15 protein-coding genes and 3 pseudogenes are annotated in these 17,058 nt (G+C 43.0%); 11 read left to right on the top strand and 7 right to left on the bottom strand.

What is annotated here, in order from left to right; genetic code table 11:
* Positions 1–40 precede the first annotated feature (40 nt).
* The gene (locus tag QUA54_RS12185; RefSeq protein ID WP_333414830.1) at positions 41–1,426 is read left to right on the top strand and encodes a hypothetical protein; all 1,386 of its coding nucleotides are present in this window, start codon (positions 41–43) and stop codon (positions 1,424–1,426) included.
* A gap of 475 nt (positions 1,427–1,901) precedes the next feature.
* On the opposite strand, the gene QUA54_RS12180 is transcribed toward QUA54_RS12185, so the two are convergent.
* A complete protein-coding gene (locus QUA54_RS12180) occupies positions 1,902–2,738 on the bottom strand; it encodes a hypothetical protein (RefSeq protein ID WP_333414829.1) in 837 nt (278 codons plus the stop codon).
* A gap of 376 nt (positions 2,739–3,114) precedes the next feature.
* Here QUA54_RS12180 and QUA54_RS12175 point away from each other — a divergent pair.
* Positions 3,115–3,840 (top strand): annotated as a pseudogene (locus tag QUA54_RS12175) (transposase); the annotation flags it as partial.
* A 470-nt stretch (positions 3,841–4,310) separates the two neighbouring features.
* On the opposite strand, the gene QUA54_RS12170 reads toward QUA54_RS12175, so the two are convergent.
* Positions 4,311–4,709 (bottom strand): DUF4342 domain-containing protein, encoded by a 399-nt coding sequence (locus QUA54_RS12170; RefSeq protein ID WP_172191511.1) that lies wholly within the window; start codon positions 4,707–4,709, stop codon positions 4,311–4,313.
* 1,103 nt (positions 4,710–5,812) lie between these two features.
* Here QUA54_RS12170 and QUA54_RS12165 point away from each other — a divergent pair.
* The 6 genes and pseudogenes from QUA54_RS12165 to QUA54_RS12145 all read left to right on the top strand — a co-directional run bounded on the left by QUA54_RS12165 (position 5,813) and on the right by QUA54_RS12145 (position 9,233).
* A complete protein-coding gene (locus QUA54_RS12165; protein WP_445301549.1) occupies positions 5,813–6,028 on the top strand; it encodes an AAA-like domain-containing protein in 216 nt (71 codons plus the stop codon).
* 281 nt (positions 6,029–6,309) lie between these two features.
* Complete coding sequence (locus QUA54_RS12160) at positions 6,310–6,600, top strand: hypothetical protein (RefSeq protein WP_333414828.1); 291 nt, start codon at positions 6,310–6,312, stop codon at positions 6,598–6,600.
* Complete coding sequence (locus QUA54_RS34455; protein WP_445301552.1) at positions 6,600–6,746, top strand: WD40 repeat domain-containing protein; 147 nt, start codon at positions 6,600–6,602, stop codon at positions 6,744–6,746. The genes QUA54_RS12160 and QUA54_RS34455 overlap by 1 nt, the downstream gene beginning before the upstream one ends.
* Before the next feature lie 54 nt (positions 6,747–6,800).
* A pseudogene (locus tag QUA54_RS12155) lies at positions 6,801–7,007 on the top strand (WD40 repeat domain-containing protein); the annotation flags it as partial.
* On the top strand, positions 6,996–7,166 hold the full coding sequence (locus tag QUA54_RS12150; RefSeq protein ID WP_333414877.1) for a hypothetical protein: 171 nt from the start codon (positions 6,996–6,998) through the stop codon (positions 7,164–7,166). The pseudogene QUA54_RS12155 and the gene QUA54_RS12150, both read left to right, overlap by 12 nt.
* A gap of 585 nt (positions 7,167–7,751) precedes the next feature.
* On the top strand, positions 7,752–9,233 hold the full coding sequence (locus QUA54_RS12145) for an ATP-binding protein (protein WP_333198185.1): 1,482 nt from the start codon (positions 7,752–7,754) through the stop codon (positions 9,231–9,233).
* Between the two features lie 194 nt (positions 9,234–9,427).
* Here QUA54_RS12145 and QUA54_RS12140 read toward each other — a convergent pair whose 3' ends face one another.
* Together QUA54_RS12140 and secF are read right to left on the bottom strand one after the other, a co-directional pair.
* Complete coding sequence (locus QUA54_RS12140) at positions 9,428–9,808, bottom strand: hypothetical protein (RefSeq protein ID WP_333414827.1); 381 nt, start codon at positions 9,806–9,808, stop codon at positions 9,428–9,430.
* An 81-nt stretch (positions 9,809–9,889) separates the two neighbouring features.
* Positions 9,890–10,858, bottom strand: coding sequence for a protein translocase subunit SecF (gene secF / locus QUA54_RS12135; protein WP_333414826.1), 969 nt, complete (start codon positions 10,856–10,858; stop codon positions 9,890–9,892).
* Between the two features lie 3 nt (positions 10,859–10,861).
* On the opposite strand from secF, the gene QUA54_RS12130 reads away from it, so the two are divergent.
* Complete coding sequence (locus QUA54_RS12130; RefSeq protein WP_333414825.1) at positions 10,862–11,008, top strand: hypothetical protein; 147 nt, start codon at positions 10,862–10,864, stop codon at positions 11,006–11,008.
* Between the two features lie 73 nt (positions 11,009–11,081).
* On the opposite strand, the gene secD is transcribed toward QUA54_RS12130, so the two are convergent.
* Both secD and QUA54_RS12120 read right to left on the bottom strand, forming a co-directional pair.
* Positions 11,082–12,479, bottom strand: a complete 1,398-nt coding sequence (gene secD / locus QUA54_RS12125) for a protein translocase subunit SecD (RefSeq protein ID WP_333414824.1) — start codon at positions 12,477–12,479, stop codon at positions 11,082–11,084.
* A 151-nt stretch (positions 12,480–12,630) separates the two neighbouring features.
* On the bottom strand, positions 12,631–13,614 hold the full coding sequence (locus tag QUA54_RS12120) for an alpha-ketoacid dehydrogenase subunit beta (protein ID WP_333025386.1): 984 nt from the start codon (positions 13,612–13,614) through the stop codon (positions 12,631–12,633).
* 194 nt (positions 13,615–13,808) lie between these two features.
* Between QUA54_RS12120 and QUA54_RS12115 the strand changes: the two genes are divergently transcribed.
* Positions 13,809–14,261 (top strand): Uma2 family endonuclease, encoded by a 453-nt coding sequence (locus QUA54_RS12115; protein ID WP_333414823.1) that lies wholly within the window; start codon positions 13,809–13,811, stop codon positions 14,259–14,261.
* A gap of 1 nt (position 14,262) precedes the next feature.
* Positions 14,263–14,528 (top strand): annotated as a pseudogene (locus tag QUA54_RS12110) (IS701 family transposase); the annotation flags it as partial.
* A 96-nt stretch (positions 14,529–14,624) separates the two neighbouring features.
* Here the strand turns inward: QUA54_RS12110 and QUA54_RS12105 are convergent.
* Positions 14,625–16,517: a glycosyltransferase family 39 protein gene (locus QUA54_RS12105; protein WP_333414822.1), complete on the bottom strand. Its 1,893-nt coding sequence runs from the start codon at positions 16,515–16,517 to the stop codon at positions 14,625–14,627.
* Positions 16,518–17,058: the final 541 nt, after the last annotated feature.

The following is a 17,058-nucleotide window of genomic DNA, read 5'->3' as shown; positions in this document are numbered from 1 at the left end:
CAAACGCAAGACAATCAGGGAATGCACTGGAGGTGCGTAAATGGAGCTTTTGGGAGAACAAAAACGGTGCTTGGATTGCTTGGTAAGCTCGATCGAGCAATTGAGAGGTCGAGTAGAGATTCCGATGCTGGAGGAGATAGCTGAGCTCATCATTCAAACGATGAGAGGGCCTTGGCGCTACTTTCACACGTCGGAACACATTTTTGAGGTCGGGGGGTCAGTCGATCCGATCGAGGTGCTGGCTGCGCTGTTTCACGACCTCGTGTACGTGCAAGTCGATCAGGGTGTCAGTTTCAATATTAGTAGCGCCCTTTGTCCTTTTGTCAAAGAGGTGCGATCGCAGTTAGTTATTAGAGATGAAACCGAACTGCCCAACGATGCCATGTATCACCTAGTGGCCTCAGTATTTGGGTTTATTCCCGGCAAGGCTCTCTCTCCGTTTGGCGGCCAAAACGAATTTTTGAGTGCCGTTATTGCTGCCAAATGTTTAGAGCCTTTTTTGCCAGCTAGTACGATCGCCGAAATCGCCTCTTGCATCGAAGCTACTATTCCTTTTCGTCCGCTTTCGCCCAGTGGTTTGAGTGCGATCGAACTTTTGTACCAGCGTTTGGTAAGTGCGAACCGCGATTTTAAATTGGGATGGAGCGATGCCCAAACCGTAGAAATTGTCAAGCGAGCGGTCAGGTTAGCAAATCGTGATGTAGAGAATTTTGCCTCTCCCAAGTCCTCTAATTTCTTAGACAATACCTGGAACTTGATGCCAGAAACCAACCACGAATTGAGCCAGACCAATACCTATACTGTTGTCGAATATCGCAGGTCTCTGCAAAAAATGGAAGGATTTTTGAAGTTCCTCAAACCAGAACTGGTTTTCCAGCAGTTTAGGCAAGAGCCGGATGATGCAACCTACGCTAACCTGATTGCCAGAACTCGAAAAAATATCGAAGTTGCTAAACTTTATCTGGCTATCAAGCTAATTACAATCGCCATTTTAGAAGCTCTTTCCTACCGCTTGGGGCGGGATATTCCGCTTTCAACTATGATGGGAGAATTGCGCGCACCCGGATCTAAAACAGCGGTTTTGGAGGATTACTTGCCCAAACAACAGAGCGCCTACCCATTAGAAAGTCAATTAGAAAGAGAGGTTTTAAATTTGTTAGCAATAGGACGAAATCAAGAATCTCGCTATGATATTAAAAACTCTCCCGTAGCTACGTTTATTATCAAATCTATCGGCTTTGCTGAAACTGAAAATTTTTTGAAGAAAGCTCAAGATTTTTTTGCCGACCCTAATTCGTCGGAAGAGTTTCTGTCTTACTGTTCTCCCGATGTAATCGACACGATCTCCTCTGGGGTGATGAAACTCTTTGACAGCAGGAAGATGGCTTTAGGGAAAGTTAAATTAGCTCACCAAACTCTTTCTTAGGAGAGGTTAGCACAATCTGAAAAAGTTCGCGATCGCAGAAACCTGGTTTATTGAGTTCAGCCACGATCTCCGGTTAGTGGGACTTAGACATTTTAAGGCCCCTTTAGGGGCTGAAAACCTCTCGATCGCGGGAAAGAGGTCGATGAGCTAAAAATGCTTGAAACCCTTGTAAATACTAGATTTATGCTTATTAGAGCTAAAAGTCTCTCTTGATCTAGGTTTGAAGCCATTTTCGCCTCAGTTTTTGTCTGAGTTCCGCTAATCTCGCTAAGCCCAGGCGCGTCTAAATTTTACAGTCAAGTTGGATGAAATTCTTGTGGGGTGTCCCGCCCGCCCAAAAAATACAACGCAAGATGCCCGATCGCCTATGATTGAAGAAATATTCATTTAAACCATAAAAAAAAGTCCTCTTTAAAGGACTTTAGCTATGAGTCTGGGGTTTGAACCCCAGGCGGACTAATTAGACATCCAACTTCTATGGCTGTGAACCAGGTGCACCCTGTGCGCCGGGGTTGCTATCAGGTACAGCCGTACCCGTAGGATTAGAATCGGTCTGGCTTTGCGTATTAGTTTCGCCGCTGGTACCTGCTCCAGAAGCGCCATCATCTGGAGTTGGAGATGGAGTAGCTGAACTCTCAGGTGCTGGAGTTGGCGGAGTGGTAGCTGGCTCGTTCTCCGAATTCGGAACCGTAGTATTGGTATTATTTGACGGCGAAGATGGAGACGGCGCTGCTTGCTGAGCGGGTGCATCTTGCTGCTGTGAATTTGGAATTGTAATATTGATATTGGGAGCCGGACTTTGTTGAGGAGCCGGAGTAGCCTTTTGAGCTGCACTTGGTTGAGGAGCAGGCGTAGCCTTTTGAACGGGAGATGGTTGAACCGGAACAATCTTTTCAATGATCGTTTTTTCTCTCTCTATAGTCCGAGTCGGAGCAGGTGTTGCTGAAGGCTGATTCGATTTCGGTACAACAATCACAGGAGCAGCAGTAGGAGTAGGAGCCTCCTCACCCCGATTAAAGTAATATATACTGCCCAGAACTAAGCCGGTCAAAGAAGCAAGAAGAATCCCTAACAGTAACCCGCGACCAGCATTCTGATTGTCGCGGACTTCTTGGACTTCAACTTGGCGGTGGTTTTCCGCCATTTCACCCTGTACGTAACCTTGGTGATGAGCTGCTTCTTTAGAAGCCTTCGCCGCTGTACTCGGAACACTTGTAGTAGTTCGCGTTGTACTGACGTGACCGTTACTTGCATCTGTGTGAACTTCTTGATGAATTTCACGGCTAGAGCTATTTTCTTCGTTAGGTTTCATAATTATCTTCGTCACAACTATTCAAAAAATATTAGTCTGTAGGAGATGCTTCAGTTTGAAAACTTGAGCTAAGCGGTTCAGCATTGAAATCAGTTCTTTCGATTCACTCACTGTGAAGATTCAGGTGTAAGCATTTGGCGTTTTGGTCATACCGAGTTTAAATGCTTAACAGCTTTCTGCTTAGGAGTTTAGAGAACTTTTGGTTTTTCCTTCATTTGTATCCAATTTAACTCCCCAACGCATTAACCAGGCTCTACCCTTAGAGTGATTGTCCAAGTTCCCCAAAGGAATAGAATTCGCGGGACTTAAACAAAAAATACGAGCTAAATGAGTTATAATGCCTGCTCTGCAAACGTATAAATCTAAAAAATGAGCAATGAAAGACACAACCCCCGCCGCAATGCCCCCCTGCTTTGATAAATGGTGTCAAAGATTTGACGATATCTTTGGTCATCAAGCCCAAAAACGGGATTTTAAAAACTATTTAGGCGGATTATTGGGAGCTCGGGAGCGAAAAAACCTCGATAGTGCTAATTGATGCTGGGTATGGCAATAATACAAATTTTTTACAAAAATTAGAGAAAAGGAAATTAAAATACATAGGACACATAGGACGAATCGCCAAAAATCGAAAAGTAATAATTCAAAAAGGAGCAGATGACAAATAGGATATTCCAGGAGACGAGTTAGCAAAAACCTTGCCCCACAAAGCTTTCCCTAGTTTTACCTACAAGTAAAAAAAACGATTGCGGTGTGGTTAGCCAGAATATAAATCGAGTTATCAAACTACACAAACAAGAAAGTAATAGCGAGCGTCATGAATGCAGCTATTTTCGATGAAGCCAGTGAAATTGATTATTTGATTACTAATGTTGACTTTTCAACGGTAACAGGGGAGCAGATAGCAAAGACCTATTTACAAAGAAATTCGGTCGAAGTTTTCTATCATCGTGAAGCTCTGATGATGAGGACTCAAAGAATATCAAGTCAGAGATAAACGCAGTTTAATGAGGCATTTAATTTTGGTGTTTTTGCCTACACTTTCATTATCTGGTATACCTTAAGCGGAGGATTAAGACGTAGGTGGGCAAATAAACCTTTAATGGGACTTAAACATTTTAAAGCTCCTAAAGGGGCTGAAAACCTCTCGATCGCAGGGGAAAGATGTCCATAACCTAAAAATGCCTGAAACCTTTGTAAATACTTGATTTATGCCCTGTCGAGCTAAAAGTCTCTCTCTAGGTTTCAAGCCATTTTTGTCTCAGTTTTTGTCTCATTCCCGTTAAACACCTTTACAGAGGCACTCGAAGCGTTTAGAACAGCGATATCTTTTACGTTTGTGAAGTGAGTAAACGAAAATTGGGACGTATTCTCTGCTTCTAAAGCCAGTTCGATGCTCTGTTTGGGCTTGAAATTTGTTTAAGTCCGGTTAGATAACCAAAATTAGGTTAATCGTAGTAATAAAGGCAAGTTTTTTCTCATCCATAAAGAGAGAACTATCGTACTCACTACAAACAAGCCTTATTACCGGAAATTAACCGGACATCAGCATTAGTAACAACCGAGTTTTTTTTACTCTGTTCTTTCAATGATGATAGTCATGTGAGCGACCAATGCACCTATGGCTCCTATTGCTGCAATGACTGGAAACAAAGCCGCACCGATGACTCCGCCGACTACTCCCACCGTCAGTGGAACTTCTACCAATATCCGTCCTTCTTCATTTTTGATAATGATGCGGCGGATATTGCCTTCGTGAATCAGTTCTTTAACTTTAGCAACCAACTCGTTGCCGTTAATCTTCAACTCCTCGACGCTAACTTTTTCCTGAGTATAAGCAGGGGTTTCTAAAGGAGTCGTTTCAAAATTAACCTGAGTAACTTTGTCGGCAGAAACTTTTTCAGATACAGGTATTGACTCGAGTTCTCTTGTCCCGACCGGTTCTTGTAGGCGATCTGTAGGTGTCTCCATTTTTTGTTCTCCTTTTAGGTAAAAGTATTTTTGTATAGAATTATTGAGAATTATAACACGCAACTTTTTGTCGATCAATCATTCTTTTGGGTGATATTGCTGCTGGTGCTGTCGTGCTTTTCTCTCTTGCTCTTTGATGGCGAGAGCCTAAAATCCTTCCTGCGCGGGCGTTAGCGGCCGACTTTCCTTGTGCCGCTTGGTTAACTGTCTGCCTCTGGGCCTGGCACCGCCTCACCCTTCAAAAACCTCCAATCCATACAGCCAAAGGATAAGAGGGACATTCACACTCTCACAGAGTCAGACTCAACTGGTGTGCAGGTTGAAATACTGACATTGTACTGAAAGTACGATCGTCGGGCCGTTTATATGGTTAGCACATCTAGCTGGGCAACTCGCACATGGAAACCGTCGCTTACTTTCCTCAAATATCAGTTCAATTTAGCTCAGTGCGATCGCCCAAAAAAATCAGAGCCCCCAAGGTTCCTCAAATCAACATCTTAGAGTTTCTAATGAGAATTGCCTAAAATCAAGGAGAAGGAGAAGTAATAACGATCGAAATATTATCGCAACCAAAGCAACTTTCTCAAATTGAAATGGAGGTTGGGGAAAAGTTGGCTAAAACTCATAGATTGCACTATTCTCGCTGAACGGGCTCTTTGGCCCGTTCCACAAAGAGTAAATTTTCTTGTGGGCCCTTTGCTCTTCTAGCCCGCCCGTAAAAGGCTTATTGAAAATGGTGCAATATCTCAGGTAAAATAGAATTATTTCCTTCAGCTTCTCCTTGATGCTCCGTGTGCGATTTGCCAGCAACAGAATTTGAATATCAAGTTGGCGGCAGTTGACCGGCGAATGCTCCTACCTACGTCACCAGATCAGCCGATCGCGAACTTTACGACTCGTTAAAAGCAAGCGAATTGTGCTACGTGCTCACCGGGCGGCAAATGGGAAAATCGAGTCTGCGGGTGCAAATAGCACGCCGCTTGCAAGCAGAAAACACCGCCGGCGGGATTGTTGACATCACAGGAATTGGCACTGCCCAAATCACTCCCGTGTATTGGTAGGCGGGCTTTACAGCCACTCTCGGCAACAGCCTTAAAATTAAAATGAATGTCAGGACTTGGTGGCGAGATCGAGAACACTTGCCGCCAGTCGTCAGATTAAATGAATTTATCGAACAGGTATTGCTTGCTTCGAGCGATCGCAATATCGTTATTTTTATCGATGAAATAGACAGTATTCTCTCCCTCAACTTCTCCAGCGACGACTTTTTTGCAATGTTGCGCGGCTGCTACAACAAACGCGCCGAAAATCCCGAATAGAACCGCCTGAGTTTTGCCTTATTTGGATTCGCTACTCCTCAAAATTTAATCTCTGACCAAACCAGAACTCCGTTTTATATAGGGCGCGCCATTTAGTTCAAAGGATTTGATTTGGCAGAAGCCATACTTTTAGCTCAAGGATGGGCTAAAAAATAAAAAATTCCCTAGAAATTCTCAAACACATATTAGCTTGGACGGGAGGACAGCCATTTCTAACTCACAAGATTTGTCAATCTTGCTACAATTTCCGCACGGTAAATGTAGTCCGAGAGCGCAATCGTTTGGCTAACGGACACACCGCTAATTTCAGCCCAGATGGTAAGTTAATTGTGAGTGCGGGTGACAACTTTACTGTTAAAGTTTTTCAGCCAAACGGCAAGCTGATTTTGAGTTTGCCAGGACACAGCAATTCAATTACTGAGGTTGTTTTCAGTCTAGACAGTCAGTTAATTGCTTCTACAATTTTTGACAATACTGCCAGAAATTGGCGCCGCGACGAAACTTTGCTGCAAATTTTGAAAGGACACCTAGATTTAGTTTGGAGCGCGAGTTTTAGCCCAACTTCCAACTAATTGCTACTGCCAGTTATGATAAAAGTATTAAGATTTGGAGTGCAGGCGGCGTTTTGCTGCAAACTTTAAAAGGACATACTAGACCAGTTACATCAGTCAGGTTCAGTCCCGACGGCAATATGTTGGCTTCCAGCAGTCAGGATTGAACTTTCAAACTAGGGAAAGGCAGCGGAGAAAAACAGTTTCGACTTGAGAAAACTCTTTTAGGACACGGAGATGAAGTTTGGGGCTGGATTTTCTCGCCAGACGGTGAGATGATTGCCTCTGCGAGTCACGATTGGAAGGTGAAACTTTGGAACACCCGCGACAAGTTGCTCAAAACTCTAGACGATTCTACAGCAGGTTTGGGTAGTGTCAGTTGGAGCGCCGATAGCAAGATGCTCGCAGGGGACTGTATGGACGGTAAGGTGAGACTTTGGCGCCCTGATGGCACTTTGCTGCAAAATTTTAGGACACATCAAGCCGATGTGTGGAGTATGAGTTTTACTCCCGATCGCACAACGTTAGCATCTGCCGGGAAAGATTCGTCGGTGAAGCTTTGGACTCTCGATGCTGCTAAAGTATAAGCTGCCGAACTTGACAAATTGCTCGGAATCGGGTGTTCCTGGCTGGAAGACTACCTACAATACAATCTTCGGGTTCAGAGCGATCGGCATTTGTGCGAAAAAACTGACAATTGAGATTTATTGGCCGTTGCCCGAAACCGGTTTTGGCTGAATTATAAAAGTGGGCGATCGGCTGCCAATTTGTCGCTAGTCTTGTTTTATTGTAATATAATTTTACGCAAGGGGTGATACCAAATGTACTGCCACAGGCCGCAGATGTCTATCAATCTGAAGCAAATTAATGTCATCAAACATTAAAAATAGTTATGACTGCTATATTCGGATTAGTAGAATCTTGGAGAGATAAAATTTACTACACAGTCAGGTTTCAAAGGGGTGTCTGCTGTTAAATTAATCTAACCTGCAAGCTTATTTCGGGTGACACCAGCACTATTTAAAGCAAAAAAATCTTGCTGAATTAACTCGATTCGAGCGAGCAGAGTAGAGTTGATTTTTCAGCTATAAAAAGAGTCGAAAATGCAGTCCAAATAGTACGCAATACTACTAGCATCCAACCGCTACTGCCAATTACCAAAGGAGGGAGCAGTGTATGAAAATGACGGGTTGAGTCCCCTGAAATCGCCGCTTGGTTTGCGATCGACTCTACAGGAATTAACCCTCTACGACTTTCTCCTAGAGTCTGAGTGTCCGGGGAACGAAGTTGCTAAAATTTTTCAAGCAAACCCTTTAGTTCCCGGCATCATCATCACTAAGCAAGGAAAGTTTACAGGGATGATTTCGCGGCGGCGTTTTTTTGAACACATGAGCCGCCCCTACAGCTTGGAGTTATTTTCTCAACAGCCTTTGTTCATACTCTACCGCTTTACTAAAACTGATATGTTGGTTCTCGATCGCGAAACCTCAATTATGACGGCAGTGCGGCAGTCTTTGGAGCGATCGCCCGAACTAATCCACGAACCAATTGTAGTACAAGTAGAACCCGAAACTTACAAACTTTTAGACGTACATCAACTGCTGCTGTCTCAGTTGCAAATTCACGAGTTGTCAACAGTGGCGATGCGCGAGTCGCAAGCGCAATTGAGACATCAAGCCCAACAGCTCGAACTTGCCCTGCTGGAACTTCAGCGCACTCAAACTCAACTAATTCAAACAGAGAAAATGTCTTCTTTGGGGCAGTTAGTAGCAGGAGTAGCTCACGAAATCAACAACCCGATCGGCTTTATCTACAGCAATTTGCACCACGCTAAAGAGTATACGGAAGGTTTAATGCGGATGCTCGACATCTATCGGCAGCACTGTCCCGAATTGATACCGGAAATTGCAGCGGAAGCAGAAAAAATAGAACTCGATTATTTAGTTGAAGACTTGCCGAAAGTCTTAAATTCTATGCAGCAAGGTGCAGAAAGAGTGCGCGACATCGTTTTGTCGCTGCGGAATTTTTGCAGGTTAGACGAAGCTGAAATGAAGCAGGTCAACATTCACGACGGTATCAACAACACGATTATGCTGTTGCAAAGTCAGCTTAAAGGGAAACCCGGGCTGGAAGCGATCGCAATTCACAAAGAATACAGCGACTTGCCGCTGGTGCATTGCTATCCCGGACAGCTCAATCAGGTATTTATGAATATTTTAGTTAATGCCATTTACGCTCTTGTTGAGTCGAACAAACACGAAAATGTCGATAAAAACAGCCAGAACAAGTCCCTAGGCGAGCAAGAGCAGTCTTGTACAAATAGTCAATCATCACTTTCTAACTCTACCCGCCCGATTCCTGCGATTCGGGTTCGCACGGAGTTAATTGAGAAAAAAAAGGTAATAATTAAAATTTCTGACAACGGCCCGGGGATGACAGAAAATGTTCGGAAGCGGTTGTTTGACCCTTTCTTTACTACTAAGCCAGTCGGCCAAGGAACCGGTTTGGGACTCTCGATTAGCTATGAAATTGTTGTCAACCAACACGGCGGCGAATTGAAGTGCTTTTCGGAACCGGGAAAAGGAGCAGAATTTGCGATCGAGATTCCACTTCAACAGTCTCCCCCAGCACAGATTTTGCCTCGCTTTGCGTGATACAGCAGAAGGAAGTTCGGCAACGAGCAATGTACGGAATTTAACGGATTTAAAAGAATAACGAGCTACGCAGCGGTGGCCAGAAACCGGGTTTTTCACCCTCATATTTGCTTGCAGCCCGTAGATTCGGAAAAAACCCGGTTTCTTAGGTTGGAGTGCGTCCACGACTGGAGAATAAAGCCTGTCGGCTACTGCTAACCTTTGCAAACCCACTTCCACAAAGGATGACTCGGCCCCCGCTGGCGAATGCGGCGCACTTGTTGTTCCAAACCCTGTTTTTCCCGCAGGGGCAATCCTCGCACCATATTGCGACTTTGCCAAGTTAGCACAGCTAAAGTCATTCCCAAGCACAAACCCAAACCGAGAGTCGGCCAGCGGTGAAAAGATAAACCGTAGCGCACCGCAGCCCAAGTGAAGTGTTCTAACCACAAAGCGATTTCGTCGCGCAAACCCCAAATGCTCAAAGAACCGACGCTAATCCAGAGCAATATCACAGTTAACCAGCGGCCATAAACTGTTAGTTTGTGAAGCCTTTGGACTTCAATTTGAAAATTTGCGTCGCTTTCATTAGTCATTAGTTATGAGTAATTAGTCATTAGTCATTAGTTATGAGTCAGTCAACGGTCAACAGTTAACAGTTAACAGTTAACAGTCACCTAAACTTCCTCTGACGGGTTGATGGCTTCCACAGGAACAGGGATGGAGTTGCCAGTGCGACTGCGCCACCAAGCTAGCAGCGTACTGGCAATGAAAATACTCGAATACGCACCAGCAATAAAACCGACAATCAAAGCTAAAGCAAAGTATTTGAGGGTTTCGCCGCCAAACAAAAAGATTGAAAACAATGTCAGCAGCGTTGTCATCGTCGTGTTAATTGACCTTCCCAGCGTCTGCATGACAGCATCATCGACAATTTGATTAATCGACTGTCCCGGATTTAGCTTGATTACTTCGCGCACGCGATCGTAAATTACCACTGTATCGTTAACCGAAAAACCGATAATTGTCAAGAGAGCGACCACAAATAAACTGTCAACTTCCACTCCTTGAACTAAACCCAAAAACGAGAAAACACCAAGAGTAACCAACACGTCGTGGAATAGAGCAACGAAAGCAAAAAAGGCATAATCCAACTGAAACCGGAATGTCAGATAAATAGTAATGCCAGCAAAGGAAAGAAATAAAGCCAACAATCCCGAAGTAAATAATTGTTTACCGAGGGTAGGCCCAACCGTATCAATTTGAGTAGATTGAGGAGCAAAAGCCCCTATCTTTTCGCTCAAAGCTGTTTGTAAATTAGTCCGCTGTTCGACATCCAAAGTTTTCGTTCGTAACGATAAACCTCGCTGTTCTTTGCCGATAACTTGAATGCTGCTGCCACCTAAACCTTGGGTGTCAAGAATTTCACGGACAGCAGCAAGATCGATCGGTTTACAATTTTCTGGTTTCGTGCAGTCGAGTTCAAATTGCAGCCTAGTGCCGCCGATAAAGTCCAAACTAGGGCGCAGCGGTGCGCGAATGTCGGGACGAGTCCAAGAAATCGCCATCGACACTATACCTGCGAGGATTATAGCGGCGGAAATACTCCACCAGAGCGATCGCTGTTTGATAACACTGAATTTCATAATTTGAAGGAAGAGGGAAGAAGGAAGAGGGAAGAAGGAAGAAGGAAGAGGGAAGAAGGAAGAAGGAAGAGGGAAGAGGGAAGAGGGAAGAGGGAAGAAGGAAGAGGGAAGAAGGAAGAGGGAAGAAGAAAGAAAAATTTCTCAATGTAGGGTGCGCATTGCGAACCTTACCTACGGCGCACCTTACCTAGTCTGTCAACAGTTAACAGTTAACTGTCAACAGTTAACTATTAGCAGTTTTCGACAAATCTGGACAGAACCACTGAGGTTTTCGCAGGGCCGGAAAGCCCAACACTACCAAAAGTAGAGTGCGGCTGCAAGTAATAGCAGTAAACATACTCACTACTACGCCCAATGCCAGAGTTACAGCAAACCCTTTAACTAAACCAGCGCCCAACCAGAACAAAGCAGCACAAGCAATAACTGTTGTGACGTTGCCGTCTAAAATGCTGGAAAAAGCGCGGTAAAAACCAGATTCGACCGATCGATAAAGCGTTTTTCCGGCCCGTAACTCTTCCCGCGTGCGCTCAAAAATCAGCACGTTAGCATCCACGGCCATCCCGATGCTGAGCACGAAACCAGCAATACCCGGCAGCGTTAATGTCACTCCCAAAAGCACGAAAGCTGCCCAAGTTAACAGAGCATAAATTAACAAAGCAATATTGGCAATTACGCCGGGGAGTCGATAGTAGGCAATCATGAAAATCAAGACTAAAACTAAGCCGCCGATACCTGCGTTAATACTGCTTTGAATGCTGTCTTTACCCAAGCTAGCCCCGATCGTGCGGTTTTCTACAATTTCGACCGGCACAGGCAAAGCGCCACCCCGCAATTGCACTGCTAAATCGTTGGCTTCTTGCGTTGTAAAGTTGCCTTGAATTACGGCACTCCCACCAGTAATTCCTGCCTGGGCAAATTCAACGCCGACGACTGGAGAACTGATCATTCTTTCGTCTAGGAAAATGCCGATACTGCGTCCGGTGCCTGCTAAATTTTTAGTGAGTTGGGCAAATAGTTCGCCTCCTGGGGTATCGAAAACAAGAGCAACGTTCCAGTTGTTCCCAGCCGACAAGGGTTGAGGTTGAGCGTCTTTGAGGTTTTCGCCACCGAGTCCGCTGCTTTTGAAGAGTTTGGCGATCGCCTCATTGCTTCTTTTCAAAGCAGCCTGATTTTCTTGAATGGCTGCCTCATTTTTGCTAGTTTTTAATTCTGTTTGTTTGAGCAGCAATTCCTGCTGCAACTGTCTCTCAATGGCTAATTGTGTTTCTGTCCCGGGCAGTTGTTCCTTAAATTCTAGCTTTGCCGTGCCTCCCAAAACTCGTTCTGCTTGCTGCGGGTCATTTACTCCGGGCAACTGCACGAGAATTTGGTCTTCTCCTACTGTTTGGACTAATGCTTCGGAAACTCCCAAACCGTTAACCCGGTTTTCGACAATCCGCCGCACTGCTTCTAACATTCCCTGGTCAATTTTGGGAATTGTGGGGGTAGTTTTTACCTGAATTGTGAGTTGCGACCCTCCTTGCAAGTCTAATCCCAGCCGCGTCGGAATTGTTACTATTACAGTAATGGCGGCGATGATTAAAACAAAAATTAGGGCTAATATGGAACGTTGTTTTTGCATATTTAATTATTAGTCATTGGTCAGTTGGCAGTTGTCAGTTGGCAGTTGGCGGTTGGCAGATTTTAGTCAACAGTCATCGGTCATCAGTCATCCGTCAACAGTCATCAGTCAACAGTCAACAGTCAACCAATGACTACTGACTAATCACTATTTATACTCGCAAAGCTACCATTTTTTGGACTGCTTCGACAATTTGAGTGGGCTGGACAATTGTCAGTCTTTCCAAATTGCCGTTGTAAGGTGTGGGAATATCTTGTGAAGACAGGCGCAAAACCGGTGCGTCGAGTTCGTCAAAAAATCGATCGCTAATCGAAGCAATTAGTTCGGCACCGATGCCTCCTGTTTTCATGCACTCCTCTACAATAATTACTTTGTGAGTTTTGCGAATGGATTCGCCGATCGTCTCCATGTCCAGGGGTTTGAGAGAAATTAGGTCGATTACTTCTGGATCGTAACCTTCTTTTACCAGTGCGGGCACCGCTTGCAAGACGTGGTGCCGCATCCGGGAATATGTCAGGATGGTGACATCTTTGCCCGATCGCACGATTTCTGCTTTGTCCAGCGGCACTAAATATTCTGTTTCTGGCAAATTTTCTTTGAGGTTGTAAAGAAGGACGTGCTCGAAAAACAGAACCGGGTTATCGTCGCGGATGGCTGATTTTAAGAGTCCTTTGGCGTTGTAGGGAGTCGAACAGGCGACTATTTTCAAACCCGGTACAGCTTGGAAATATGCTTCTAAGCGTTGGGAGTGTTCCGCGCCGAGTTGCCGGCCCACGCCGCCTGGCCCGCGAATTACCATTGGCATTTTGAAGTTGCCGCCGGAGGTGTAGCGCAGCATTCCGGCGTTGTTGGAAATTTGGTTGAAGGCCAGCAGCAAAAAACCCATGTTCATGCCTTCGATGATCGGCCGCAGTCCCGTCATTGCTGCGCCTACTGCCATGCCTGTAAAGCTATTTTCGGCGATCGGGGTGTCGAGCACTCTAAGTTCGCCGTATTTGTTGTAGAGGTCTTTGGTGACTTTATAGGAACCGCCGTATTGACCTACGTCTTCGCCGAGTACGAATACGGCGGAGTCGCGGGCCATTTCTTCGTCTAACGCCTCGCGGAGGGCGTTGAACAATAAGGTTTCTGCCATAGGAGGTGAAGCAATGATTGCAGGAGGGTCAGACTAGAATCTTAACCTTTTGGGGGTGTCGATCTAGGAGTCGATCGCAAATTTGACAGTTAAAACCTGACATTTTGCCAATCATTATCATAACATTTGTATTATGTCAATGAATATTTAAGTTAAAATAATACTAACTTGCCTGCCCACAGCAGAGGAATATTATGCTCCAGACAAAAACTGAGCTAACTCTGGAAGAGTTTCTCGCTCTTCCCGAAGGAGAAGGCGATATTACCTACGAATTTATTGACGAGCAAGCAGTACCGAAGATTTCACCTAAAAAATTTCATTCTCGCCTCACCAGAAGCCTAATAAAACTCCTCGAACAGTGGGGTGAGGAACGGGGCGAAATAGGTGTAGAATGGGCGGTAAGATTAACCAGACTGGGGCGAGATTGGGTGCCAGTACCAGACCTTTTATATGTTTCTTACCAACGCTTATCTCCAGACTGGAATCAAGATGAAGCCTGTCCTGTAGTCCCAGAATTAGTCATAGAAATTATTTCACCCGAACCAACTTTCGGTCACTTAGCTGCTAAAGCGAGAAATTATTTAGATGCTAAGGTATTGCGGGTTTGGTTAGTAGATAGCAAGGCGAGAAGCCTTACAGTTTTTTAGGTTAGGACTAACAGAATATCAAATCAGATATAAACGCAGTCGTCGGAGGCATTTAATTTTGGTGTTTTGTGCCTACACTTTCATTCTCTAGCATACCTTAACTGGAGGATTAAGGCCCAGGTGGGCAAATAAACCTTTAAACAGCTTTACTGATGCGCTATCAGCGTTTAGCACAGCAATATCTTTTCGGTTTGTGTGTTATGATTGAACCAAAATTGGGACGTATTCTCTGCTTATAAAGCTAGTTCGATGCTCTGTGTGGGCTAGAATTTTGTTTAAGTACCGTTAACGCCACATTTGCCCGAATCTCATTCTTGTATTCTCACTCAAATTTAAAATTAAAAGCGATTGTGGGTTCCTAGCTTAATTTCTAACTTTTTCAATAACAAATGTAGAGCAAAAATCCTTACTGTGTAATAACTTTAATTGGTAGCGTCGGGCAAGTTTTTGTGTGATTTCAGCCTCGCAAGTTACAATAACTTCCGGCGGACTAAACTTATAATTCTTATTTTTGTGACCATATTCAACTAGGTATAATATTGAATATTTTTTTCTGGTAATATTCGCTAACTTTGAGTAAAAAACTAAGTGAGCATTATAGTTATTGCTTACTGCTGTAAAATTGTTTAGTTGTGGCATATCCTTGAAAACCTCTTGAAAGTAATCTCTATACCTTATGAGAGGATTGTATTGGTCAAAACTTAGTATTTCTTGCTTGTAAACTAAGTTATAGGTAGTATTAAAATAAGGAATAGAGAAAATAGATATTACAGTTAAAGCAAAGATTAACTGACGCTTCAAAGCGTTAATAGAGAAATAATTGTTCAGCGAATTGAAAATTTCAGATATCCCTACACCAATAACTAGGGCAGCTATAGGATAAAGAGGGTTATCATACCAGTAAAGCTTAGTTTTTGAATAAGAAATTATTAACAAATGGCAGGTTAAGTAGAAAAGCCCAAAAATTCCAATGTTTTTCAGATTTTTTTTTAGGCTGAAGATACCGCTCAACAAAGCAACAGGTAGCACATAAATCCAAGGAATAAATCTGTCTTTTATTAGGTTATTTATATAAAACAAAAATGAAGCACTGTGATTTTCGTTAACTTCTAAATATCTCCCACCCACTTCATTATTGAACACAGCACTAATATATCCAGGGTTATAATGCTCTCTTAAAAAATAGTAGCCTAATACCACTCCGCTAAAAAGAATAACTGAAATATAAAATCGAGAGGAAAATAGTAATTTTCCCATTTTCTTTTGATAAGCAGTATAGAGAAGAATACCCGGTAATGGAAGAATACCCGCTACGCCTTTTGTCAAAACTGCTAAAATTATTGCAACCGTTGCTATTGACCAATAAAAATTTTGTTTTTTTGGTTCAGTGGAGTGCAAATAAATAAAGTATGAGAGTGAATAAATAGTAATCCAAAGCACAAGTATGGCATCATAATCTCCGGTTCTTCCTGTGTGATAACCCATAAAACCAGAACTTGTTATTAATACCAACCCACTTACCAAACCTATTTTGAGATCTTTCAAGTATTTAGTAGCAAATATAAAAATTATAATAGCTGTACTCATAGCAGATAATGCTGATGGCAACCGGAGCGCAAATTCGTTATATCCGAAATTTTTCATAGACAATACTATCATCCAAATTAATAGGGGTGGTTTAGTCCCCCACATATCGGGATTTCCGTTAAAATAGGTGACAAGTAAGTTGCCGTTAAAAGCCATTTCTAAGGCGTTAACCGCTCGCCGCGATTCATCCCACATCTGAACAGGTGCTACACCTAAGTTGATTAAAAATACAAAATAACAAGCAACAACAAACAGCCCTAAACTAATTGAAAACCGATGTTTTACAATTTTATAGATTGTGCTTACCAATGAATTACGAGTAGTAGATATATCCTCGGTGTTGAACCTTAAAAGCGCAAGTAATAAACAAATATAAAAAATTATAACAATTCCTGATAATAACAAAAATGTTCTACTAGAAGTATTATCAAGTCGCGACCGCCATTTTTGGGTAGTAGTTTGGGAATCTCTTTGAGCTATATTTCCTTGCACAGCGACAACATGATAATTGGCTGGTAAAGAGTATCGAATTTCCTGCGAAACTAATGCTTGAGGGGTTGAATTTGCCGTAACTGCAAAAACCGCAAGTTGGAAGCAAAAATAGCAAAGTAACAAGATAAAAAAATAGTGGAGTAACTTTTGTAATTTTTTCCACAAAAATAACTTCATCGCTTTATACTTAATGGGTCATTAGTCGTTAGAGATATAAGTTAAGCTAAAAAATATGAGCTTAACAGATAGCTTTAGAAAAAGTATTGACTCCATTTTACAATAAATGCTAGGGATTAGTCAAGAAAAAAAAAAGAGTAATTTTATTTTGCACAATTCTGCTGTTGTATACCCAAGTCAACTTGGCGAACCTTAGTCGTTAGATAGCACGTTTAAATGATTTGTGCAAAAGCCTCGTATTTATTGAAATTCCTAATTTTTTTGGGATTTCTTGATAACTTCCTCTTAACAAGATTAATCTAACGGGTTATCCTCTATTCCATTTTATCACATCTCTATTGTTATCAAAAAATTATTGTAACTCCAGGAGCTTTCCTTTTATATCCTAGATTTCATCAATTGATATCTCTTTACCTCTCACCATATAATTTTTAGTTTTAGTTAGTATATTACCATTCTCTTAAGTTGCACAACTCATTGAGACGTGCTATAGAGAAGCTCTCGTGACTGTTAGGACTAAAAGAATACCAAGCCAGAGATA

Source organism: Microcoleus sp. MOSTC5 (genome assembly GCF_036701825.1).
GTDB lineage: Bacteria > Cyanobacteriota > Cyanobacteriia > Cyanobacteriales > Microcoleaceae > Microcoleus > Microcoleus asticus.
The sequence above is the reverse complement of the archived record's forward strand: the minus strand, read 5'-3'. Positions and strand labels throughout refer to the sequence as shown.

Bases quoted from the DNA above. Each gene is read 5' to 3' on its own strand.
- QUA54_RS12185 (WP_333414830.1), top strand. From the start codon at position 41: ATGGAGCTTTTGGGAGAACAAAAACGGTGCTTGGATTGCTTGGTAAGC.
- QUA54_RS12180 (WP_333414829.1), bottom strand. From the start codon at position 2,738: ATGAAACCTAACGAAGAAAATAGCTCTAGCCGTGAAATTCATCAAGAA.
- QUA54_RS12170 (WP_172191511.1), bottom strand. From the start codon at position 4,709: ATGGAGACACCTACAGATCGCCTACAAGAACCGGTCGGGACAAGAGAA.
- QUA54_RS12165 (WP_445301549.1), top strand. From the start codon at position 5,813: ATGAATGTCAGGACTTGGTGGCGAGATCGAGAACACTTGCCGCCAGTC.
- QUA54_RS12150 (WP_333414877.1), top strand. From the start codon at position 6,996: ATGGACGGTAAGGTGAGACTTTGGCGCCCTGATGGCACTTTGCTGCAA.
- QUA54_RS12140 (WP_333414827.1), bottom strand. From the start codon at position 9,808: ATGACTAATGAAAGCGACGCAAATTTTCAAATTGAAGTCCAAAGGCTT.
- secF (WP_333414826.1), bottom strand. From the start codon at position 10,858: ATGAAATTCAGTGTTATCAAACAGCGATCGCTCTGGTGGAGTATTTCC.
- secD (WP_333414824.1), bottom strand. From the start codon at position 12,479: ATGCAAAAACAACGTTCCATATTAGCCCTAATTTTTGTTTTAATCATC.
- QUA54_RS12120 (WP_333025386.1), bottom strand. From the start codon at position 13,614: ATGGCAGAAACCTTATTGTTCAACGCCCTCCGCGAGGCGTTAGACGAA.
- QUA54_RS12115 (WP_333414823.1), top strand. From the start codon at position 13,809: ATGCTCCAGACAAAAACTGAGCTAACTCTGGAAGAGTTTCTCGCTCTT.
- QUA54_RS12105 (WP_333414822.1), bottom strand. From the start codon at position 16,517: ATGAAGTTATTTTTGTGGAAAAAATTACAAAAGTTACTCCACTATTTT.